This is a genomic window from Bradyrhizobium sp. 172, from assembly GCF_023101065.1.
GTDB lineage: Bacteria > Pseudomonadota > Alphaproteobacteria > Rhizobiales > Xanthobacteraceae > Bradyrhizobium > Bradyrhizobium canariense_D.
In genome coordinates, this window is sequence record NZ_CP064701.1 from 2,070,731 (window position 1) to 2,087,065 (window position 16,335).

Annotated in this window: 12 protein-coding genes; 7 read left to right on the plus strand and 5 right to left on the minus strand. The window is 64.8% G+C overall.

Features of this window, described 5'->3' with window-relative positions:
- Window positions 1-30 precede the first annotated feature (30 nt).
- The gene (gene ligA / locus IVB07_RS09820; RefSeq protein ID WP_247361177.1) at window positions 31-2,184 is read left to right on the plus strand and encodes an NAD-dependent DNA ligase LigA; all 2,154 of its coding nucleotides are present in this window, start codon (window positions 31-33) and stop codon (window positions 2,182-2,184) included.
- A gap of 174 nt (window positions 2,185-2,358) precedes the next feature.
- Here ligA and IVB07_RS09825 read toward each other — a convergent pair whose 3' ends face one another.
- A complete protein-coding gene (locus tag IVB07_RS09825; RefSeq protein WP_247361203.1) occupies window positions 2,359-3,633 on the minus strand; it encodes a multidrug effflux MFS transporter in 1,275 nt (424 codons plus the stop codon).
- A gap of 382 nt (window positions 3,634-4,015) precedes the next feature.
- Window positions 4,016-5,845: an aminopeptidase P family protein gene (locus IVB07_RS09830; protein WP_247361205.1), complete on the minus strand. Its 1,830-nt coding sequence runs from the start codon at window positions 5,843-5,845 to the stop codon at window positions 4,016-4,018.
- Window positions 5,846-6,033: 188 nt separating this feature from the next.
- On the opposite strand from IVB07_RS09830, the gene IVB07_RS09835 reads away from it, so the two are divergent.
- The gene (locus IVB07_RS09835) at window positions 6,034-6,213 is read left to right on the plus strand and encodes a hypothetical protein (protein ID WP_018454252.1); all 180 of its coding nucleotides are present in this window, start codon (window positions 6,034-6,036) and stop codon (window positions 6,211-6,213) included.
- A 24-nt stretch (window positions 6,214-6,237) separates the two neighbouring features.
- Here IVB07_RS09835 and IVB07_RS09840 read toward each other — a convergent pair whose 3' ends face one another.
- Window positions 6,238-7,125, minus strand: coding sequence for a 50S ribosomal protein L11 methyltransferase (locus tag IVB07_RS09840; RefSeq protein ID WP_018454253.1), 888 nt, complete (start codon window positions 7,123-7,125; stop codon window positions 6,238-6,240).
- A 153-nt stretch (window positions 7,126-7,278) separates the two neighbouring features.
- Between IVB07_RS09840 and IVB07_RS09845 the strand changes: the two genes are divergently transcribed.
- A complete protein-coding gene (locus IVB07_RS09845; RefSeq protein ID WP_018454254.1) occupies window positions 7,279-7,443 on the plus strand; it encodes a Flp family type IVb pilin in 165 nt (54 codons plus the stop codon).
- Between the two features lie 275 nt (window positions 7,444-7,718).
- On the opposite strand, the gene IVB07_RS09850 is transcribed toward IVB07_RS09845, so the two are convergent.
- The gene (locus IVB07_RS09850; RefSeq protein WP_085385411.1) at window positions 7,719-9,329 is read right to left on the minus strand and encodes an NAD(P)/FAD-dependent oxidoreductase; all 1,611 of its coding nucleotides are present in this window, start codon (window positions 9,327-9,329) and stop codon (window positions 7,719-7,721) included.
- A gap of 168 nt (window positions 9,330-9,497) precedes the next feature.
- On the opposite strand from IVB07_RS09850, the gene IVB07_RS09855 reads away from it, so the two are divergent.
- Window positions 9,498-11,777: a fused MFS/spermidine synthase gene (locus IVB07_RS09855; protein WP_018454256.1), complete on the plus strand. Its 2,280-nt coding sequence runs from the start codon at window positions 9,498-9,500 to the stop codon at window positions 11,775-11,777.
- Between the two features lie 9 nt (window positions 11,778-11,786).
- On the opposite strand, the gene IVB07_RS09860 is transcribed toward IVB07_RS09855, so the two are convergent.
- Complete coding sequence (locus IVB07_RS09860; RefSeq protein WP_247294849.1) at window positions 11,787-12,734, minus strand: glycerophosphodiester phosphodiesterase; 948 nt, start codon at window positions 12,732-12,734, stop codon at window positions 11,787-11,789.
- Window positions 12,735-12,954: 220 nt separating this feature from the next.
- Between IVB07_RS09860 and IVB07_RS09865 the strand changes: the two genes are divergently transcribed.
- The 3 genes from IVB07_RS09865 to IVB07_RS09875 are packed head-to-tail and all read left to right on the plus strand — an operon-like array spanning window position 12,955 to window position 16,330.
- Window positions 12,955-13,914, plus strand: coding sequence for a fatty acid desaturase (locus IVB07_RS09865; RefSeq protein WP_244561297.1), 960 nt, complete (start codon window positions 12,955-12,957; stop codon window positions 13,912-13,914).
- 45 nt (window positions 13,915-13,959) lie between these two features.
- Window positions 13,960-15,342 (plus strand): MBOAT family O-acyltransferase, encoded by a 1,383-nt coding sequence (locus IVB07_RS09870; protein WP_247294845.1) that lies wholly within the window; start codon window positions 13,960-13,962, stop codon window positions 15,340-15,342.
- Window positions 15,343-15,367: 25 nt separating this feature from the next.
- Window positions 15,368-16,330, plus strand: coding sequence for a hypothetical protein (locus IVB07_RS09875; protein WP_018454260.1), 963 nt, complete (start codon window positions 15,368-15,370; stop codon window positions 16,328-16,330).
- Window positions 16,331-16,335 lie beyond the last annotated feature (5 nt).

Consider the following 16,335-nt stretch of genomic DNA (forward strand, 5'->3'; position numbering starts at 1 on the left):
CTCCTGCCCGCTCCATCGTATCCAAGCACCATGGCCAGAGCAGCAAAATCGAAACCAACACCGCTTCGCGAAGTCGCCGACCTCACCAAGGCGCAGGCCAAGGTCGAGCACATGCGGCTCGCGCTCGAGATCGAGGGGCATAACGAACGCTACTACCAGGACGACGCGCCCACCGTCACCGACGCCGAGTATGACGCGCTACGCCAGCGCTTCAACGCGATCGAGAAGCGCTTTCCGGAATTCGTCAGCGCGGACTCTCCGTCGCAGAAAGTCGGTGCTGCACCATCAGGCCGCTTCAAGAAGGTGCGGCATGCCGTCCCCATGTTGTCGCTCGACAACGCCTTTGCGGAAGAGGATCTGCGCGACTTCGTCGGCCGCATCGTGCGCTTCCTGAAGCTCGACGACGACAAGATCGATTTTTCCGCCGAGCCGAAGATCGACGGCCTCTCGATGTCGCTGCGCTACGAGGGCGGTGAACTCGTCACCGCGGCGACTCGCGGCGACGGCGCGGTCGGCGAGGACGTCACCGCCAACATCCGCACGCTCGAAGACGTGCCGAAGAGGCTGAAGGGCCGCAACGTCCCCGACATCTGCGAGGTGCGCGGCGAGGTCTACATGACCAAGAAGGCGTTTCTGGCGCTCAACGAGCGGCAGAAGGCGGAAGGCAGCACCATCTTCGCCAATCCACGCAACTCGGCCGCGGGCTCGCTCCGGCAGAAGGATCCGACCATCACCGCCTCGCGCCCCCTCGGCTTCTTCGCCTATGCCTGGGGCGAGATGAGCGCGATGCCAGAGGGCACGCAGAGCGGCATGATCGGCTGGTTCGAGCGCTGCGGCTTCAGGACTAACCCGCTGACCAAGCTCTGTCACTCCGTCGAGGAACTGCTGGCGTTTCATCGTGCGATCGAGGAACAGCGCGCAAAACTCGACTACGACATCGACGGCGTCGTCTACAAGGTTGACCGCATCGATTGGCAGGAACGGCTCGGCTTCGTCTCGCGCACGCCGCGCTGGGGCATCGCGCACAAATTCCCGGCCGAGCGCGCCACGACGGTGCTGCGCGACATCGAGATCCAGGTCGGCCGCACCGGCTCGTTCACGCCGGTGGGCAAGCTCGAACCGGTCGGCGTCGGCGGCGTGATCGTGCAGAACGTCACGCTGCACAACGAGGACTACATCAAGGGCATCGGCAACAAGGGCGAAGTGCTGCGCGAGGGCCGCGACATCAGGATCGGCGACACCGTCGTGATCCAGCGCGCCGGCGACGTCATCCCGCAGGTGGTCGACGTCGTCCTCGACAAGCGGCCGAAGGCTGCCAGGGAATTCCAGTTTCCGAAGAAGTGCCCGTGCCCGTTGCACACCGATGTCACGCGCGAGGAGACGGCGGCGGGCGAAGAGGGCTCACGCGCTCGCTGCACCGGCGAGTTCGCCTGCCCCTATCAGAAGATCGAGCATCTGAAGCTATTCGTGTCGCGGCGCGCCTTCGACATCGACGGTCTTGGCGAGAAGCAGCTCCAGTACTTCTTCGACGAAGGTTTTGTGAAGGAGCCAGCCGACATCTTCACGCTGGAAAAGCGCAACGCAAAGCTCAAGCTGGAGGACATCGAGGGTTACGGCGCAACCTCGGTGCGCAATCTGTTCGGCGCGATCGAGAGCCGTCGCAAGATCGCGCTGGAGCGTTTTATCTACGCGCTCGGCATGCGCCATATCGGCGAGACCACGGCGCTGGCGCTGGCCCGCGGCTACGGCTCCTGGGACGCCTTCCACGATGCCAGCCTGAAGGTCGCCAAGGGCGACGAGGAGGCGATGGCCGAGATGGACGCGCTCGACCAGATCGGCGAGACCGTGATCAAGAGCATCGCCGATTATTTCGGCGAGAGCCACAATCGCGGCATCGTCGAGCGGCTCACCAGGGAGGTCGAGATCATCGACGCGGAGAAGCCGAAGAGCAACTCCGCCGTCGCCGGCAAGACCGTGGTGTTCACGGGCTCGCTGGAGAAGATGACGCGCGACGAGGCCAAGGCCACCGCTGAGCGGTTAGGCGCAAAAGTGTCCGGCTCGGTGTCCAAGAAAACCGATCTCGTCGTCGCAGGCCCCGGCGCAGGTTCGAAGCTCGCGGAGGCCAACAAGCATGGCGTCAAGGTGCTGACCGAGGACGAGTGGCTGCAGCTGATCGGGGAGTGACTCTTCCCTTCTCCCCTTGTGGGAGAAGGTGGCGCGTAGCGCCGGATGAGGGGTTCTATTCTCGAGTTCAAGCTTTGAGAGGGGACCCGCGCGGAGAGAGACCCCTCATCCGGCGCGCTACGCGCGCCACCTTCTCCCACAAGGGGAGAAGGAAGAAGGCCTCACCGCGCCCGATCACATCATCCCGCTCTCTTCCTCTTCCGCCTGCTCGATCAGCGTCTCGCTCATCATGACCTCGCGGCGGGGGACGACGAAGATCATCGTGCAGGCGCAGAGCAGGGAGATCGCCAGTACCGCGGCGGTGAGCGGCAGCGTGGTCGCGGAATGGCCGCCGAGATAGGCGGCGAATTGCGACATCAGCGCGCCGATGCCTTGCTGGAGAAAGCCCATCGCACCTGATGCGGTGCCGGCGGCCTCGGGACGGATGCTGATCGCGCCGGCGGCCGAGTTCGCCATCACGAAGGCATTGCCGACCATCACGATCATCTGCGTGCCGAACAGCCAGGCGGGCGCCTCGTTCCAGCCGGTGAAGCTCCAGAGCAGGTTCAACAGGCTGCCGCAAAGCTGAAGCGCGAGGCCGAACCAGATCAACTTCTCCAGCGAGTGCCTGGGCGCGAAGCGCACGCAGAGCAGATTGCCGACGAGATAGGCAAAACCCGTCGTCGCGAACCACGCGCCGTATTCGGCGCTCGTCCTGCCCATCTGCGTCACCACGATATAGGGGCCGCCGCCGGCGAAGGTGAAGATGATCTGCGAGGCCAGCACCTGGCACATCACGTAGCCGACGAAGGCGCGGTTGCGGATCAGGATGCCGACATCGCCGCGAAAGCCGCTGCCGGCGGCGCGATCTCGGCGCGTCTCGGGCAGCGCGAATGCGATGCCGACGGCGACAATGATCGCGGCGACGGTGATGGCGTAGAAGATCGCGCGCCAGCCGAACGCTGTCTCGATCAGGCCGCCGCTGAGCGGAGAGACCATCTGCCCGATCATCAGCGCCGCGACCACGAGGCTGATCATCGAGGCGACGCGGTCGCGCTCGTAGATGTCGCGGATGATGGCGCGGCTCACCACCATGCCCGCGGCGCCGCCCAACGCCTGGAAAAAGCGCGCGGCGATCAGCTGCGGCAGGGTTTCCGCGAAGATGCAGGCGGCGCTGGCGACCACCATCAGCGCCAGTCCTCCGAGCAGCACCGGTCGCCGCCCGAAACGGTCCGACAGCGGGCCCATGATGAGTTGCGACAGCGCGATGCCGACCATGTACAGCGACACCGTCATCTGCGCGACCGAGATGTCGCTGCCAAAGGTCGTCGCCAGCACCGGCAGCGCCGGAACCAGCATGTAAAGCGAGATCGGCGCGATGCCGGTCATGACGACGAGCAGCAGCAACACCACGCGCGAGGTCGCGAGGTTCTTCGCCGTGTCCGGCGGCTTGCTGATCATGCCGTGCATGCGTGTCCGTCTCGTAGAAATTCGAATCGGACTGTAGCGCGCTCGCGCAAGACGCATATCGGCGTTTCGGAATGCGGCTATACGGATTCCGGGACGGTTATGATGAGGGCGCCATAGCGCCGCTTGGGCGCGTTGCTCGCGTCAAAAAGTCGGTGTCATCGCCGGCTTGACCGGGCGATCCAGTACGCCGCGGCTTCTTCGCATGCGTTTCCTGTCTCTGGAATGCTGGATTCCCCGCCTGCCGCCTTCGCTAAAGCTTCGGCGCCCCTAGACCTCACCCCGGCGAAGCCTTGGCGTAGCCGGGTCGCGGGGCATGACAGCTGTGGTGGAGAAGCAGCCTTGCGCAAAGCGCGTGGAGCCATGCGGCTTTGCGACGACGCGCTTACGCCTTCAACTCCGCCGTGGCCTGGTCCAGCCAGGCCTTGGTCGTCTCGTCCAGCGCCGGCCGCACCTCGGCCCTGACGCGCGCGTGGTAGGCGTTGAGCCAGTCGAGCTCGTCCTTGCTGAGCATGCCGACATCGATCAGCCGGCGGTCGATCGGCGCCAGGGTCAGCGTCTCGAACGCGTTCATCGATTTTTCCGCGCCCTTGATATCGGCTTCGACCACCAGTTCGAGGTTCTCGATGCGGATGCCGAAACCGTCTGTCTTGTAGTAGCCGGGCTCGTTGGACAGGATCATGCCGCGCTTCAGCGGCGTAGTGCCGAGCTTCGAGATTCGCGCCGGCCCCTCATGCACGCTCAGATAGCTGCCGACGCCGTGGCCGGTGCCATGCTCGAAATCGACGCCGGCGGCCCAGAGATATTGCCGTGCGAGTGTGTCGAGCTGCGCGCCGGTGGCGCCGTCGGGAAAGATCGCCCGCGCAATCGCGATGTGGCCGCGCAGCACACGCGTGAAGCGGTCGCGCATCTCGTCGGTCGGCTCGCCCACGGCCATGGTGCGGGTGACGTCGGTGGTGCCGTCTTCGTATTGTGCACCTGAATCGATCAGCAGCAGATCGCCGTGGACGATCCGCCGGTTGCTCTTGCGGGTGACGCGGTAGTGCACGATCGCGCCATTCGGGCCGGTGCCCGATATGGTCGGGAACGACACATCTTTGAGCGCGCCGGTGTCGCGGCGGAATGTCTCCAGCGCCTCGACCGCGTCGATCTCGGTGAGCTTGCCGCTTGCCGCCTCGCGGTCGATAAAGGCGAGGAAGCGTGCCAGCGCCACGGCGTCGCGCCGGTGCGCCGATTGCGTGCCCTTGATCTCGGTCGTGTTCTTGACCGCCTTGAGCAGCGCGATCGGATCGCTGCCGCGCACCGGCTTGCCGCCGGCGCCCGTGATCAGCCGGCTGAGGGCGTCGGCCGCGGTCGCATTGTCGAGCGCGATCGATCCGCCGCTCTTGGCGAGCGCCATCAGCGTCGGCGCCATCGCATCGGGCTCGCGCACGTCGGCGGACTGCTCGAGATGGTCGCGGGTCAGATTTGAGAGCTTGCGGTGATCGATGAAGATGGTGGGACGGCCGTCCTTCGGCACCAGCGCATAGGACAGCGGCAGCGGCGTATGCGCGACGTCGGCGCCGCGGATGTTGAAGGTCCAGGCCACGGCATGGCTGTCGGACAGCACCAACGCATCGACGCCGAGCTTGCCGATCTCGCTCCTGATCTGCGTCAGCTTCTCGGCTTCAGTCACGCCGGCATGTTGCATTCCGTGCACCGTGACCGGCGCAATCGGCGGCTGTGGCCGGTCTTGCCAGATCGCATCGACCGGATTGCTGTCGACGGCGACCAGTTCGGCACCGGCCTTGGTGCAGGCGGCGGCCAAACGCTCGGCTGCTGCAAAAGTGTGCAGCCACGGATCAAATCCTAGGCGGTCGCCGGCCTTCAGGTGTGCCGACATCCAGCTTTCCGGCGGGGGATCGATCAGAGATTCCACGGCCCAGGCCCTTGAATCGACCTGCTTGGCCGCCTGGATCGTGTAGCGGCCGTCGACGAAGACCGCGGCCTCGTGCGTCAGCACCACCGCCAGTCCCGCCGAGCCCGTAAAACCGGTCAGCCAGGCGAGACGTTCTTCGGACGGCGGCACGTACTCATTCTGCTGCTGATCGGCGCGTGGAATCACGAAACCGGTCAGCTTGCGGCGGGCGAGTTCTTCACGGAGCGCGGCCAGCCGGGCTGTCAATGCGACGCCGGCCTCGGGCTCCTCGAATGTCTGGAAATGCGCTTCGAACATGGTGGATCACTTTAGGATCATGCGGATCAGTCCGCAATGTAGACGCATTTGAGGTCGCATCTGGCATGGACTGTGCTTGAACAAGTTCCATTCGAATTGAGTGGAGTACAGGATGCGGCAGTTGCGCTTCGTCCAGATGACAGGGAAATTCGAGCAAGTTGTTCATCTCAACGACGAGGGGACACTCGATGCCAGCGTTCACGTTTGAAAAGATTACGCCGCCGGTGCGCCGCGCCCCGGCTGCGGCAACACCGAAGAAACCGCGCGGCCTGATCAGCCAGATGATCGACCGTTTCGCCGAACGCCGCGCGAGGCGCGCCTCGCAGGCCGAGCGCGCGATGCGCCGGGACGAAGAGACGGCAAAGTAGCGGCATCTACGGCAGCAGCCGTACTCACCCCATCTTCCGCAGCAACAGGCTGCTCCATCCCTGGATTCGCATGTGCTTCAGAGGCACGAGGCCGCGCGCGCGGTAGGCGGCGATCACGGCGGGGACCTGGGGCGTCAACAGGCCGGAGAGGATGACGCGCCCGCCAGGGGCGAGGTGGCGCGTCATCGGGCCCGCCAATTGCCGTAACGGATTGGCAAGGATGTTGGCCAGCACCAGGTCGAACGGGCCGCGTCTGCCGAAATCAGCCGCCGCGAAGCCGATGGCGCGGATCACTCGCACATGGTGACCGACCTCGTTCAACACGGCGTTCTCGGCTGCCACCTTGACCGAGGCCGGGTCGATGTCGGAGGCCAGCACCGCGCGATGCAGCGCTTTCGCCGCCGCTATCCCGAGCACGCCGGTCCCGGTACCGAGGTCGAGCACGCGGTCCGGCCGGGTGCGTTTCAGGACATGGTCAAGCAGGAGTAAACAGCCGCGTGTGGTGCCGTGATGGCCAGTGCCGAAGGCGAGAGCCGCCTCGATCTCGATGGCGAGCTTGTTCGGGGCCACGCGGTCGCGGTCATGGCTGCCGTGGACGACGAAGCGCCCGGCCGGCACCGGGACGAGATCTTCCAGGCTCGACTTGACCCAGTCCCTGGCTTCGACGGTGTCGAAGGCCAGCGTGTCCGCGATCTCATTTCCTGCTGATGTTGCAACGAGTTCGCGCAGCCACGCCCGGTCCGGCGCGTGGGCGAAATGCAGCGCGACGTCCCACTGTCCGTTCGGCTGCTCGAAGGCGGCGACCGCCGCATCATCCTCGAAGAACATTTCGGTGAGGACGTCGACAATGCGCCTTGCGGCGATCTCGCTGCCGATCGAAAAATTGGCGCGATGGGTGGGGGCAGGCTGCATCTCAGGGTTCCGTCCGGTTCAATTTTTGGAACTTTTGTTCCCGATTTTTCTAATAACTTGCATTTATGAGGTTAACCCGACCGCAGGTTGTGCCACGTAGATTTGCGGGTGTTGGGCAACCCACACAGCTTGAAATGGAAAAGGAGGCGAGACTTGAAGCGCATGATTTTGAAATTCTGGACCGACGATTCAGGTGCAACCGCAATCGAGTACGGCCTGATCGCAGCCGGCATCGCGCTGGCGATCATCACCGTCGTGAACGGACTGGGCACCACCATGAACGACAAGTTCACTTCGATTAGCAGCTCCTTAAAGTAATTTCCGCCTCCCATTCCCGGCGGGGCAATTCTCCATACGACTGCTTTCGAGCCGCGCCCGCCGGGGGAATTGCCCCCTGGCGGGCGAAGTCGTTTTGGGGAGAGGTTTTCACAGAATGCCCACAGGCTACCCGCTGGTTTGTCCGGACTTTGTCCACGGATTATCCCGCCGCTCATTCCCGGATTTTCCACCGATTTGTAGCAGGCTTTGAAGGGGCATAACCCACCGCCCTTTCACAGCTTTGCCAACAGTCTGTCCACAGCCCATCCACAGGCTTATCCACGGCTTCCGAACAACGACCGGTGATCCCTCAGGATTGCCTGGGCGGCGTTGTGGCCAGGCGCGCCGGTGACGCCGCCGCCGGGGTGGGCGCCGGAGCCGCAATGATAGAGGCCCTTCACGGGCCCGCGATAATCGGCGTGGCCCAGCATCGGCCGCGCCGAAAACAGCTGGTTCAGCGTCAGCGCGCCGTGGAAGATGTCGCCGCCGAGCAGGCCGAACTGCCGTTCGAGGTCGAGCGGTGACAGGATCTGGCGGCCGAGCACGCTTGTCGCAAAACCCGGCGCGTATTTGTCCACCGTCGCGATCATGAGGTCGGCAACCTCGTCGCGATGGTCGTCCCACGACTTCCCATCGGGAAGCTCCGGCGCGACGTGCTGGCAGAACAGGCTTGCGACGTGGTGTCCTGCGGGCGCGAGCGTGTCGTCGAGCGTCGAGGGGATCAGCATTTCCACGACCGGCTCCCGGCTCCAGCCGTGCGCGCGGGCATCGAAAAAGGCGCGGTCCATGTAGCCGAGATCAGGGGCCAGGATAATGCCGGAGGTGAGATGATCGCCGTCGCCCGGCAGCGCCGTGAAGGAGGGCAGGCGGTCCAGCGCCACGTTCATGCGGAAGGTGCCGGAGCCGTTCTTCCAGTGCCGGATGCGGGCGAGGAAGTCTTGGGGAAGCGCATCGGCGGCGACCAGCCGCGTGTAGAGCAGTTTCGGATTGACGTTGGCTGCGACATATTTCGCGCGGATGGTCGTACCGTTCTCCAGCGCCACGCCGACCGCGCGATCGCGCTCGACGATGACCTCGCGCACGCCTGCATCGGTGTCGATCACAACGCCGCGGTCGCGTGCGGCGCGCGCCATGGCCTGCGTGATCGCACCCATGCCGCCGATGGCGTGACCCCAGACGCCCTTCTTGCCGTTCACCTCGCCGAAGGCGTGATGCAGCATCACATAGGCCGAGCCCGCGGCGTAGGGGCTGGCATAATTGCCGACGATGGCATCGAAGCCGAACAGCGCCTTGACCAGATCATGCTCGAAACGTTCGTCCAGCATCTCGCCGGCCGAGCGGGTGAAGAGATCGAGCAGGCTGCGGCTCTGCTCCAGCGACAGCCCGCGCAGGATGTTGGCGCTCTGGAATGCGTTCACGGCTTCGCGGATCGAGGCCGTGCCGAAACCATCGAGCAGGTTTGGCGGCGCGCGCAGCACGAATTGCCGAAGCACGTCGGCGATATCTTCCAGTTCGCGCGAAAACCCGTCGAGTGCATTTGCGTCATGCGGGCTCAGCCGGGCGACGGACGCCTGCGTCCGCCCCTCGCCGGTGAGAAGATAGCTGCCGTCGGGGGCGGGCAGAAAATTCTGCGCGCGCCGTTCGACGATGCGCAGGCCCTGTTCGGCCAGCTTCAAGTCACGGATCACCAGCGGATTGAGCAGGCTCACGGTGTAGGCCGCGACCGAATTGCGGAAGCCGGGATGAAATTCCTCCGTGACCGCGGCCCCGCCGACCACCTTGCGGCGCTCGACCACGCGCACGCGCAAGCCGGCCATCGCGAGATAGGCCGCGCAGGTGAGGCCGTTATGGCCAGCGCCGATGATGATGACGTCGGTTTCGATCATGAAGGGGTCAGCTGTTCCACGCCCATTCCGGGATGGTCTGAACGACCGGGCTCGGGACATCTGTATATCAAGCATTCCCCGCTGCAACATCACGAGACCCTTTATTGCCCGTTCAGGCGCCTTGTGCTCCATTGCGCGCGCCCGGCGCCCGCCGGGGCTGGAGCTTCCATGGATTCGATCGTGCAACCCGCCGCCACGGAGCAGCCGTCCTCGTCACGCAACCGGCTGCTGCTGACGGTCTACACCGCCGCGATCTTCGTCAGCGCGCTGTTGCTGTTCTCGGTGCAGCCGCTGTTCACGAAAATGGTCCTGCCGCGGCTCGGCGGCTCGCCGGCGGTGTGGTCGGTGGCGATGGTGTTCTTCCAGTCGCTGCTGCTGGCGGGCTACGCCTATGCGCATTTGTTGATGCAGGTGAGGAACCGCATCGTTCCGGTGGTGGTGCATCTCCTGCTGCTGATCACGGCGTTCGTCACGTTGCCGCTCGGCATCGCCTCGGCCTATGGCGATCCGCCCGCTTCGGGCTACGCGATCTGGCTGCTCGGTCTGTTCGTGATCTCGATCGGGCTGCCGTTCTTCGCGCTTGCCGCCAACAATCCGTTGCTGCAGGCCTGGTTCGTCCGCACCGGGCATCCTGCCGGACACGATCCCTATTTCCTCTATGCGTCCTCCAACATCGGCAGCTTCCTCGCCCTGCTGTCCTATCCGTTCCTGCTGGAGCCGATGTTCACGCTGCACACGCAGAACCGGCTCTGGACCGGCGGTTACGGCATTCTGATCGTCCTGATCGCCGCCTGCGGCGTGCTGCTGTTGCGCTCGCCGAAACTGGCCATGGTCGATGCGCGAACCGAGGATTTGAATGCGCCGGCGCCCGGTCTCATGACGCGGCTGCGCTGGATATTCCTCGCCGGAGTGCCGTCCGGCCTGCTCATCGCCGTCACCGCGCACATCTCGACCGATGTTGCGGCAGCGCCGCTGCTGTGGGTGCTGCCGCTGTCGCTGTATCTCCTGACCTGGGTGGTGGTGTTCCAGTCGCGGCCGTTACTGCCGCACAAATGGATGCTGATGCTCCAGCCGGTCGCGATCGCGGGCGTCGTCTTCCTGCTGGCGTTCGGCGGCGAACAGAACCTGCTGCTGACGCTCGGCGGTCATCAATTGTGCTTCTTCGTCATCGCGATGGCCTGCCACGGCGAATTGGCGCGAACCCGGCCGGCCGCCAAATATCTCACCGGATTCTATGTCGCGCTATCGTTCGGCGGCATGGTCGGCGGCCTGTTCGCAGGGCTCCTTGCGCCGTTCACATTCTCCTGGATCGCCGAATATCCGATCCTGGTTGCGCTTGCCGCGCTGTGCCGGCCGCCCGCGAACGAGCGGCTGGCGGGCATCGTCAAATGGTACTGGCTGGCGCTTGCCGCGCTCGCCGTCGTGCTCGTTGTGCCGTCCACCACGACGGGCGGGCTATCGACCTGGTTCGAGGATCACCGGGTCTGGATGGCCGGCGGCGTCGGCGTGCTCGCCGCGCTGCTGGCGCTGGCGGTCAACGCCGGCCGCTGGAAGATATTCGCCACCGTCGCGCTCGCGCTGGCGTTGATCCGGGTTTATCCGGCGGACGAAGGCCGCGTCACCACGGTGCGCAGCTTCTTCGGCGTGCACAAGATCGTGGTGACGCCCGGCGGCTATTTCCACGTGCTGATGCACGGCACCACGATTCACGGCGCCGAGCGCTTCCTCAACAATGACGGCACGCCGGTCACCGGCCGGCCGGAGCCGATCACCTACTATCACAAGGACGGCGGCATCGGTCAGGCCGTGACCGCGATGCGCGAGCGCAAGGGCGCGCCGCTGAAGGTCGCGGCGATCGGCGTCGGATCGGGCACGCTCGCCTGCGCCGCCGAGCCCGGCGAGAGCTGGACATTCTTCGAGATCGATCAGTCCATGGTCGACGCGGCAAGCGATCCGAAGAATTTCCGCTACATCTCGAGCTGCATGCCGGGCCTGAAGCCGGTGATCGGCGATGCCCGCCTCACCTTCGCGAAGGAGCCGGACGGTGCCTATGATCTCATCATCGTCGATGCCTATTCGTCGGATGCGATCCCGATCCATCTTGCGACCGAAGAGGCGATGAAGATCTACAAGGACAAGCTCGCTCCGCACGGCGCCGTGGTGATGCACGTCTCCAACCGCCACCTCGATCTCGAGACGGTCGTGGTCGGTATCGCCGATGCCAACGATCTCAAGAGCTGGGTCTACAACGAGGATTCCGGGCGCGATGGTGACTACATCTTCTCGACCGACGTCGTCATCTCCGCCCGCGAGGATGCCGACGTCGGCAGGCTCGCATCGTCGAAAACATGGGAGCAGACCGAAGCCGACGACCGGGTGCGGGTCTGGACCGACGATTACTCCAACATTTTGGGCGCGCTGTACCGGCGCTTGCGGGACGGGGAGTAGGGCCCGCTTCTACGGCTCCACCGGCGTCCCCGCGGGCAACGCGATTGCCTTCTCGCCAGCGACCTGCCGCAACAAATCGGGCCTGTCGGAGATGATCCCGTCGACGCCGATCTCGATCATGCGCGCCATGTCTTCGGGTTTGTTGACCGTCCAGACCACGACATGCAGCCCGAGCGCATGGGCCTCGGCGATCAGTGCCGCGGTCACATCGCCGAAATAGGGTGACCAGACCGCGCCGCCCGCCGCCTTGATGGTCCGCGGCAGCGACCCGCCGTGATCGGCCGGGCTGAAGCCCGCCGTCCAATTGGTCGCCTTGTCCAGCGCCACCGTCTGGCCCGAGCCGCGCTGGAGCGTCAGGTACACCGTCGGCATCTTTGGTGCCCGCTGCTGGACGAGCAGCAGGGTCCGCCAGTCGAACGACTGGATCATGACGCGGTCGGAGAATTTCTCGGCTTCGATCACGCCGAGCAGTTTGGTGACGAAAGATTGCGGATCGAGCGTCTCGTCCGGATGGTTCGGATCGATCTTGGTCTCGATGTTGAAGCGCACGCGCGTATTGCCGGATTTGCGCACCAGCGCGAACAGCTCGCTCAAGGTCGGAATACGGGTCCCGGGCATGGCGCGCTGGTCGGGGAATTGCTTCGCGTAAGGGCTGTCTGGCCGGATCTGGCCGACGTCATAGGTCCTGACGTCGGCGAGCCGCAGTTTCACGAAGGGCGTGCCGGGAGGCGTGACGTAGGCGCCGCTCGCATCCCGCGTGATATCAGGATTGAGCCCGCGCTCATGCGAGACGACGACTTCGCCGTCGGCGGTGATGCCGACATCGAGCTCCAGCGTGTCCACGCCGATCGACAGCGCGTTGGCGAAGGCCGGAAGCGTGTTTTCCGGCAGCAGTGCCCGCCCGCCGCGATGGGCCTCGAGGTCGAAAGCCGAATCAAATGCCGAATCGAATCCCATGGCCGGTCCCGCAATGAGAAGTGACAGTACGGTCAAGATCGTCGCAGCACGTGACGGCATGGTGGCTCATGGGGCAAGGGGAAAGGGGCGATATTTCAACGCGTTTGGCGCGTGCGTCCTATTGTATAGGCTTTCCTGGCTGTTGAAACCTTGGGCGGTGGCTTGGGTTGCGCCCGCCGCGGGGGTATGTACTCATAGTCGGTGCCCTGGAATCCCGCCCGTGCAGCAGCAACGCGATCATCGAATTATCCGCAGCCGGCATTTTCGCCGGATGCAGCGCCGGCATTTCATGATCTTCGACGTTTTGCCCTTCGTCGGCACGCTGCTGGCGCTGGTCCTTCTGTTCTACCGCCCGATCGGCGCGATGGAGCTTGGCCTGTTCGTCGGCTTCTGGCTGGTCACCGGCCTCGGCCTTACCGTCGGCTATCACCGGCTCTTCACCCACCGCGCCTTCGCGACCTCCACGGCGATGAGTGCGATCCTGGTCGTGATGGGATCGATGGCCGGCCGCGGCCCCATGCTGTCCTGGGCGGCAATGCACCGCCGGCACCACGAATTGTCCGATCACGACGGCGATCTGCATTCGCCGCGGCTGCACGGCGAGGGCGCATTCGGCCGCCTGCGCGGCTTCCTGCACGCGCATTTGACCTGGATGATCGCGCACGATTATCCCAATGTTGCGCACTATGTCCCGGACCTGATGGCGGATCGCAGGCTGGTTGCCGTCAACAGCTACTATTACAGTTGGGTCGGTCTCGGCCTGGTGCTGCCGGCCGCGATCGGCGGCCTCGCCACCATGAGCCCGTGGGGCGCACTGACCGGCTTGCTCTGGGGCGGCGTGGTGCGCATGTTCGTGGTCGAGCAGACCATGTCGGCCATCAACTCCGTCATGCACAGCTTTGGCGCGCAGCCGTTCGTCACCCGCGACGACAACAGCCGCAATCTCGGCGTGGTGGCCTGGCTTGCCTGGGGCGAGGGCTGGCACAACAACCACCACGCCTTTCCCTATTCCGCGGCCTTCGGCTTGCGCTGGTTCGAGTTCGATCCGGGCTTTGTCTTCATCCGGGCGCTGGAAGCGCTGGGACTGGCCTGGGACGTCAAGGTGCCGAGCGAGGAGAAGATTGCGCGACGCATGCTGCGGCAGCCGGGTGACGCTGCGCCCGACCTCGAAACGGGCTGAGCATCATCCGCCGGCTCACGCCGGCGATGGCGCGGCTGTGAACCGATGCTGTTCAACGACTATCCCTTTCTCCTGGTCTTCCTGCCCGCGGCGCTGCTGATCTATCGCTTGGCCGATCCCTATCCGGGCTTGCGTATCGGCGTGCAGGTCGCGCTGTCGCTCGCCTTCTATGCCTGGGGCAGCCCGTCCTTCATCCTGCTCCTGATCGGCTCGATCGCGATCAACTGGCTCGCCTCGGTTGCCTATGGGCGCGTGAAATGGCCGGCGCTGCTGACGCTGGTGATCGGGCTCGATCTCGCGGTGCTGGCCCTGTTCAAATACGCCAACTTCGTTCTCGCTAATCTGGGTCTCGTGCTCGGTACGACGCTGCCGGTGCTCGACGTCGGGCTGCCGCTCGGCATCTCCTTCTTCACCTTCCATCACATCATGTATCTGGTCGACCTGAAGCGCGGCAGGGCGCCGCTCTATGCGTTCGACCGCTATGCGCTCTACATCGCCTTCTTCCCGCAGGCGATCGCCGGGCCCCTGGCGCGCTGGTCGGAGGTGATGCATCAGTTCGGCAGGCAGGTCTACGTTCCGGGCTGGCAGCGTCAGTTCTGCATCGCCACCTGCTTCATCGCGATCGGCCTGTTCGAGAAAATCGTGATCGCCGACGGCCTCGCGCATCTGCTCGATCCCATCTACGCGCAGGCCGCGAACGGGCCGCTCGCGGGCGGTGACGCCTGGCTCGCCTTCTGCTTCTCCTTCCAGATCCTGTTCGATTTCTCCGGCTATTCCGACGTCGCGATCGGCCTCGGCCTGCTGTTCGGCGTGCAGCTGCCGTACAATTTCGATGCGCCGCTGCGCTCGACCAACATCCAGGATTTCTGGCAGCGCTGGCACATCACCCTGATGCTGTTCCTGCGCGATTACGTGTTTTATCCGCTGGTCAATCTGCGCCTGCTGCCGCGGCGCTGGCTGCCGGTGCAGTTTTTCGGCGCGATGATGATCACGATGGCGCTGTGTGGCCTCTGGCACGGCGCGAGCTGGACCTTCGTGCTGTGGGGCGTGCTGCACGGGCTTGCGCTGGTCGCCTGCACGCTGTGGCGTCGCTATGGCCCGGAGTTCCCGTCATGGCTCGGCTGGGCGCTTACCGTGCTGTTCGTGCTCGCGACCGGCGTGATCTTTCGTGCAGGATCGGTGGAGGCGGCCTGGCATGTCTTCGCCGGACTGGCTTCGCGGCTCCCGCTCGAGCGCGGAAAGCATTTGTGGCCGCTAATCGCAGCGCCGCTGTTCGCCTTCCTGCTGCCGGCGAGCCAGGACATCGTGGCGGTGCTCACGCGCCGTCCCAATCCGTGGCTCGCGGGTCTGCTCGGTCTTGGGCTATTCGCATTGCTGCTTCACATGGGTGGTCGGGATCTCCATGAGTTCGTCTACTTCAAGTTCTGAGACCGATCCCGGCTGGGGCCGGAGCTTGCTGGCGTGTCTGGGCACGCTGATCGGGGCTGCGCTGCTGGTGCTCGCACTGATGGTGGCGGTCGATCCCTATGACAGCGGCAAGCTCGGCCTGCTTGGCATCGACGGCGTCGATAATCGTCTGACCAAAATCACGGCCGCGAGCCGCGCGCGGGATCCGGATTTCAATGCCGCGATCCTGGGTAATTCGACGGCGCAGATGATCGAGCCGGCGGAATTGTCGCGCGCAACCGGCCTGCGATTCGTGCAGCTCTACATGACCGGTGCGTTCCCCCGCCAGGAACTCGCGGTGCTGGACTTCTTCCTGCGGAATCACCGGGAGGTCGGCGCACTGGTGATCGTGACTGACCCTGGCTGGTGCACGCATGCACGGGCGAAGGAGGAGGGCGGCGTCCCATTCCCCGACTGGCTCTATGACAGAACCGTCGTCACTTACGCTGCACGCCTGATCTCCTGGCAGGCCATCGAGCACGCCTTTCAACGCATCAGCATCGGCCTTGGCCGGCGACCAAGGATGAACCCCGACGGCTTTGTCAGCTACGAGGACATCTGGCCGCCGGGCCAATTCAAAGAAGTCGGCTGGCCCAGGGATCCGGCGCCGGCCTCGTCTGCCGAGATGCGGGCGACATTTCCCGAGATCGCTGCGCTGGCAGATATCGTCAGGGCATTGCCGGCCGATGTGCCCGTCGTCATCATCGTGCCGCCGACCTTGGCGACCACCGTGCCGAAGCCCGGTACGGAAGCCGCCTTGGAGCGCAGCGCCTGCGATGCCGCGCTGAAGAAAGTGGTCGCGGGCCGACCGCGCAGCAATTTCATCAGCTATCGCGTCGACAACGATCTCACGCGCGACCGCGCCAATTTTGCCGACTTCATCCATTATCGCCCAATTCTCGCGCGCAAGATCGAGCAGGGGATCGATGCGAGCCTGCGCGATGGGGAGAGCGCGAAGATCGATTTCTGAATCGT

Excerpts from the sequence above, each read along its gene's own strand:
- ligA (WP_247361177.1), top strand. The coding sequence starts at position 31 with ATGGCCAGAGCAGCAAAATCGAAACCAACACCGCTTCGCGAAGTCGCC.
- IVB07_RS09825 (WP_247361203.1), bottom strand. The coding sequence starts at position 3,633 with ATGCACGGCATGATCAGCAAGCCGCCGGACACGGCGAAGAACCTCGCG.
- IVB07_RS09830 (WP_247361205.1), bottom strand. The coding sequence starts at position 5,845 with ATGTTCGAAGCGCATTTCCAGACATTCGAGGAGCCCGAGGCCGGCGTC.
- IVB07_RS09835 (WP_018454252.1), top strand. The coding sequence starts at position 6,034 with ATGCCAGCGTTCACGTTTGAAAAGATTACGCCGCCGGTGCGCCGCGCC.
- IVB07_RS09840 (WP_018454253.1), bottom strand. The coding sequence starts at position 7,125 with ATGCAGCCTGCCCCCACCCATCGCGCCAATTTTTCGATCGGCAGCGAG.
- IVB07_RS09850 (WP_085385411.1), bottom strand. The coding sequence starts at position 9,329 with ATGATCGAAACCGACGTCATCATCATCGGCGCTGGCCATAACGGCCTC.
- IVB07_RS09855 (WP_018454256.1), top strand. The coding sequence starts at position 9,498 with ATGGATTCGATCGTGCAACCCGCCGCCACGGAGCAGCCGTCCTCGTCA.
- IVB07_RS09860 (WP_247294849.1), bottom strand. The coding sequence starts at position 12,734 with ATGGGATTCGATTCGGCATTTGATTCGGCTTTCGACCTCGAGGCCCAT.
- IVB07_RS09870 (WP_247294845.1), top strand. The coding sequence starts at position 13,960 with ATGCTGTTCAACGACTATCCCTTTCTCCTGGTCTTCCTGCCCGCGGCG.